Source organism: Streptomyces sp. Ru71, from assembly GCF_002920535.1.
In the GTDB taxonomy this organism is placed as follows: Bacteria; Actinomycetota; Actinomycetes; order Streptomycetales; family Streptomycetaceae; genus Streptomyces.
This window is the reverse complement of record NZ_PQSS01000146.1, coordinates 1-5,926: the sequence shown is the minus strand read 5'-3', so window position 1 is coordinate 5,926 and position 5,926 is coordinate 1. Positions and strand designations below refer to the sequence as shown.

The 5,926-nt window shown below is 75.8% G+C and carries 1 protein-coding gene and 2 pseudogenes; 2 read left to right on the top strand and 1 reads right to left on the bottom strand.

Features of this window, described 5'->3' with window-relative positions; all coding sequences use genetic code 11:
- Positions 1 to 3,060, top strand: a pseudogene (locus C3489_RS37625) (serine protease); the annotation flags it as partial.
- A 125-nt stretch (positions 3,061 to 3,185) separates the two neighbouring features.
- Complete coding sequence (locus C3489_RS37620) at positions 3,186 to 4,142, top strand: bifunctional riboflavin kinase/FAD synthetase (RefSeq protein WP_103786629.1); 957 nt, start codon at positions 3,186 to 3,188, stop codon at positions 4,140 to 4,142.
- Between the two features lie 73 nt (positions 4,143 to 4,215).
- Here the strand turns inward: C3489_RS37620 and C3489_RS37615 are convergent.
- Positions 4,216 to 5,926, bottom strand: a pseudogene (locus C3489_RS37615) (MinD/ParA family protein); the annotation flags it as partial.

The following is a 5,926-nucleotide window of genomic DNA, read 5'->3' as shown; positions in this document are numbered from 1 at the left end:
GAGGCCCGCGTGCTCGGCACGGCCGAGGTGACCTACACGGCCGGCGACCACCGCCACGTCCTGCACGACGCCCTGGAGCTGGCGATCGGCACCGCCGGACAGGACGCCCTCCGCCCCGGCGGCGGGGCCGCGGGCGCCCCGGTGCTGGACGCGGCCACCGGCGCCGTCGTCGGCGTCGTCGGCACCGCGCTGCGCTCCGACCACCGTGACACCGGCTTCGCCGTACCCCTGCGCCCCGCCGCACCCGGCCCGCTCGCCGAGCTGCTCGCCCGCAACGCGGCCACCGTGCCCGCCTACGGAGCCGACCTCAACCTCGCCGGCGTGCTGGAGCTCACCGCCACCTCCGTCGGCTCCGACGGCCCGCCCGGCATCTCCCCGGAACCGGAACCGGTCCGACGCGCCGAAACTGCACAGGAGTTCGCCGCCTTCACCGCAGGCCCGGCCGCCGTCCTCGCCCCTGGTCGGCGCCCCCCGGCAGCGGCCGTACGACGGAACTGGCGGCCCTCGCCGCCCGCCGCCGGTACGGACCCGACCCCGCACCCACCCTGTGGCTGCGCGGCGCCGACCTCACCGAGCACGACACCTCGATCGCCGACGCCGCCCACCGCGCGCTGACCCGTGCCGCCCGGATCGCCGCCGCGTCCCGCGCCACGGACCCCGCCCGCCCGGCCGAACCCACCCCCGAGCGCCTCGCCCGCCTCGCCCGTGACGCGGGCCGCCCGCTGCTCCTGCTGCTCGACGGCCCCGAGGAGATGCCGCCCGTCCTCGCCCACCGCCTGCGGGAGTGGACGGCCGGCACAGCGGCGTGGCTGCGGCACAACGGGGGCCCGCCTGGTCGTCGCCTGCCGCGCCGAGTACTGGGACGGAGGCCGGCGCCGCCCTCCCGCCCGACCTGCTGCACGGCCGCCCCGAACCCGGCCTGCCAGCCTGCGTGCGCCTGGGCGACCTCGGCGAGGACGAGGCCCGCCTCGCCCGTGCCCGCCACGGCATCCCCGACGGCGTCCTCGCCCCGCCCGATGCCCGGCATCCGCTCACCCTGCGCCTGCTGGCCGAGATCCGCGCCGCCCTGCCCGAGCCGCCGCCCGCGACCCGCGTCGACCGGCACGACGTCCTCGCCGCCCACCTGGACCTGATGTGCCTGCGCATCGCCGTACGCCTCGCCGCCGGCCGCGGCCTGCGCGGCACCGCCGTACGACGGCTCGCCGCGAAGGTCGCCGGCCAGGTCCACGAGGCCGCCCGGCGCAGCCTCGGACCCGGCCAGGGCGAACTCGACCGGGCCTCCTTCGAGGCGACCTTCCCCTGGGGACAGGCCCCGGCCGAGCTGGGCGGCGGCACCGGCTGGGCGTCCGCCGTGCTCACCGAGGGCCTCCTCGTCCCGGCCGGCGACGGCTACCGCTTCGCCCACGAGGAACTCGCCGACTACGTCCAGGGCATCCACCTCGACCTCGACGGAGCCCTGCGCGCCCTCGTCCACCGCACCGACGCCCACCCCCTGCCGGTGCCGCACCACCGCGGCGGCCCCGTCGTCCAGGCGCTGCTCCTGCTGGAACGCCAGGAGGGCCCGCACGCCCTCGCCCCGCGCCTGGCCGAGCTGCTGGACGCCCTGGACGCCGCCCCGACTCCTGGTGGCCCGCCCACCTGTTCGCCGAGACCCTGCCGCGCGTGCCCGACGCCACCAGGTACCTCGCCGTGCTGCGCGAGCTCGCCGACCGGCTCACCGAAGGGCGGCTGCCGTCCGCGCGCTTCGGCCCCGCCTTCTGGACCTCCCTCGAACTGCCCCCGGGCGACCTCCTCGACCTGCTGCGCCGCCTGGTCGTCGCCGACCCCGCCCCGCAGGAAGGCGACAGACCCCGGTTCCTGGACACGGCCGCGGACCTGCTCGCCGCAGACCCCACCGCCCTACAACGGCACCTGGTGCGCTGGTTCGACGACGAGCGGCCGCTGCCGGCCACCCCGCACGCCACCGTCGCCACGGCCGCGCAGGCGCTGCTCCACACCCACCGGCAGCGCGCCCTGGACGATCTCACGGAGGCCCTCGTGGACGCCGCGCACCGGCACGCCGACGACCTCCTCGGCGTCCTCGCCGAGGAGGAGCCGTCCGCGCTGTGCCGGGCCGTCGACCGCTGGGCGCACGACGAACGCCCCGCACGCCGGGTGGCCGCGCTGACCTACGGACTGCGCGCCGCCCCCCACGTGCGTACCGACGCCGACCGCGAACTGCTGCGCTACGCCGCCCTCGCCCTCCTCGCCCGCCCCGGCGACACCACACTGCACGCCGGAGCGCTCACCCTCCTCGTCCGCGACCCGCACACCCGCGCCCGCCACCTGCCCCAGGCCCTGCGCCGCTTCACCGCAGGCGACCCGCACCTGCCGCCCGCCGCCCTGGCCGCGGCCCTGCCGACCCACCCCGACCAGGTGCTCGAAGCCTTCCGCACCCGCCTGCTCACCGCGCCCCCGCAGGACACCGGGCAGATGCTGGCCGCGCTCACCGACACCGCGCCGCCACCCCTGGCCCGCCGCGTCGCCGCGCTGATGCGGGAGACGGTGCGGCAGCGGCCCGAAGCCCTGGCACAGCCCCTGGCCGAGTACGCCGCCCAGCGCCTGCAGGACGCCGACGACCGCCTGTTCCCGCTGCTCGCCGGCCTGCTCCAGGACGGCCCCGACCGAGTGCGCACCGCCCTCGCCGCCGTGCTCGCCGAGCCCGGCACACCGGCCTCCCGCCCGCTCCGCCGCGACCTGCGCGACGTCCTGCTGACCCACGAACGCGACCCGGCCGTCCTGGACACCCTGCTGCACGCGGCCGTACCCGTCACCGGCCCCGAGGAGCTGCGCCCCCTCGTCCACCGGATCGGCCTGCTGCTCGTGCGCACACCCGAGGGCGCCGCCCGCTTCGACCGTGCCCTGGTCGACCTGGCCCGCCTCGCCCCCGGCTTCGCCGCCCGGCTGACCGGCTGGCTCACCACCGACCCGGCCGACTGGGCGGCACTCGTCGGCCCCAGCGCCCGGCGGACGATCGAGCAGCTGGCCGGTGTTCGGCTCCCCGTATGGGCCCCCGCCTGAACGGCCCCCCGGCACGTGCGGCCGGTCACAGCGCCCATGCCGATGCGGGCGGGGCGGGCAGGGCATGGCACCCTTAGACCTGCGTAAGAACGTAGACACGGACACGGGTTCGAGGAGCGGTCACAGTGCAGCGCTGGCGTGGCTTGGAGGACATCCCCCAGGACTGGGGGCGCAGCGTCGTCACCATCGGCTCCTACGACGGTGTGCACCGGGGCCACCAGCTGATCATCCAGCACGCCGTGGACCGGGCCCGCGAGCTGGGCGTGCCCGCCGTCGTCGTCACCTTCGACCCGCACCCCAGCGAGGTCGTCCGCCCCGGCAGCCACCCGCCGCTGCTCGCCCCGCACCACCGCCGCTGCGAGCTGATGGCGGAGCTGGGCGTGGACGCGGTGCTGATCCTGCCGTTCACCGCCGAGTTCTCGAAGCTCTCGCCCGCCGACTTCGTCGTGAAGGTGCTCGTCGACAAGCTGCACGCCAAGGCGGTCGTCGAGGGCCCCAACTTCCGCTTCGGCCACAAGGCCGCGGGCAACGTGGAGTTCCTCGTCGAGCAGGGCAAGGTGTACGACTTCGAGGTCGAGGTCGTCGACCTGTACCTCACCGGCGAGGCGGGCGGCGGGCTGCCGTTCTCCTCCACGCTGACCCGACGCCTGGTCGCCGAGGGCGACGTGGCCGGTGCCGCCGAGATCCTCGGCCGCCCGCACCGGGTGGAGGGTGTGGTCGTGCGCGGCGCCCAGCGCGGCCGCGAACTCGGCTTCCCCACGGCCAACGTCGAGACGCTCCCGCACACCGCGATCCCGGCCGACGGCGTCTACGCCGGCTGGCTGCACGCCGACGGCGAGACCATGCCGGCCGCGATCTCCGTCGGCACCAACCCGCAGTTCGACGGCACCGAGCGCACGGTGGAGGCGTACGCCATCGACCGCGTCGGCCTGGACCTGTACGGCCTGCACGTGGCCGTCGACTTCCTGGCCTTCGTGCGCGGCCAGGCGAAGTTCGACACGCTCGACGCGCTGCTGGAGCAGATGGCCGAGGACGTCAAGCGCTGCCGGGAGCTGGTGGCGGGGGCACAGCCGCCGCGCTGACGCGGCTTCTTGCCGGACGACGCCGAAGGGCGGCCGGTGCTCAACGAGCACCGGCCGCCCTTTCGTGTGTCCGCTACTGCTGGGGCGGAGCCGGAGGCTGCGGGTAGCCGTAGCCGGCGGGCTGTCCGGGCTGTCCCGGCTGTCCCGGCTGGGGGTACGGCTGCCCCGGCTGGGCGGGTGCCTGCGGGTACGGCTGTCCGGGCTGTCCGGGCTGCCCCGGGACCGGCTGCTGGCCCGGTGCGGGCTGGCCCGGGTACGGCTGACCCGCCACCGGCGGCGGTCCGGGGACCGGCTGGCCGGGGTGGGGCTGACCCGGATACTGCTGCCCGGGATACGGCTGCTCCGGGTACTGCTGTCCCGGATACGGCTGGCCCGGGTAGGGCTGTCCCGCGACCGGCTGGCCCGGCAGCGGCGGGGCGGCCACCGGCGGCGGGTTGCCGTCACTGGTCCACAGGCCGTGCGACTGCTGGTGCCGGACGAAGTCCTCGGCGACCATCGCCGCGAGGTTGAAGTACGCCTCCCGCACCTTGGGCCGCATCATGTCGAGGTCGACCTCGGCACCGGCGGCGAGATGCTCGTCGAACGGCACGACCACGACACCCCGGCAGCGCGTCTCGAAGTGCGCCACGATGTCCTCGACCTTGATCATCTTGCCGGTCTCACGGACCCCGGAGATGACGGTGATGGACCGGGAGACCAGCTCGGCGTACCCGTGCGCGGACAGCCAGTCCAGCGTCGTGCTGGCGCTGCTGGCACCGTCCACGGAGGGCGTCGAGATGATGATCAGCTGGTCGGCGAGGTCGAGCACGCCGCGCATCGCGCTGTAGAGCAGGCCGGTGCCCGAGTCGGTGAGGATGATCGGGTATTGCTTGCCGAGCACGTCGATCGCGCGCCGGTAGTCCTCGTCGTTGAACGTGGTCGACACGGCCGGGTCGACGTCGTTGGCGATGATCTCCAGGCCCGACGGCGCCTGCGAGGTGAACCGCCGGATGTCCATGTAGGAGTTCAGGTACGGGATCGCCTGGACCAGGTCACGGATGGTGGCCCCGGTCTCCCGGCGCACCCGGCGGCCGAGCGTGCCGGCGTCCGGGTTGGCGTCGATGGCGAGGATCTTGTCCTGCCGCTCGGTGGCGAGCGTGGAGCCGAGGGCCGTGGTGGTGGTCGTCTTGCCGACACCGCCCTTGAGGCTGATGACCGCGATCCGGTAGCAGGAGAGCACGGGCGTGCGGATGAGGTCGAGCTTGCGCTGCCGCTCGGCCTCCTCTTTCTTGCCGCCCAGCTTGAACCGCGAACCGCCGCCGGCCGGGCGGGTGCTCTTCGGCTTCTGCCGCTTGGTGTTGAGCAGCCGGTCGGAGGACAGCTCCACGGCAGCGGTGTAACCGAGCGGCGCACCGGGGTTGGTGGGCTGCCGCTGATCGTGCTGCATGGGCTGCGGCCAGGCAGCACCGAGCCGCGGATCGACGGGGGGCTGGGCAGCGTGGGGAGCCTGGGCCTGCGGCGCCTGAGCAGCGGGATCCTGCGGGGCGGGCTGCTGCGCCGCGGGGGGCTGCTGCATGCCGGGGTACGCCTGCGCGGGCTGACCGGGCTGACCGGGCTGGCCGGGCTGACCAGGGTGGCCGGGCTGACCGGGGTGGTCCGGCTGGCCGGGCTGGACCGGCTGTCCGGGCTGGCCCGGGTGTGCGGGCGGCTGGGGGAAGCCGTAGCCGCCGGGTGCCTGCGGCGGGTGGGCGCGGGCGCGGCGGTGGGCTGCGGGAAGCCGTAACCGGCGGGCTGTTCGGGGGAGT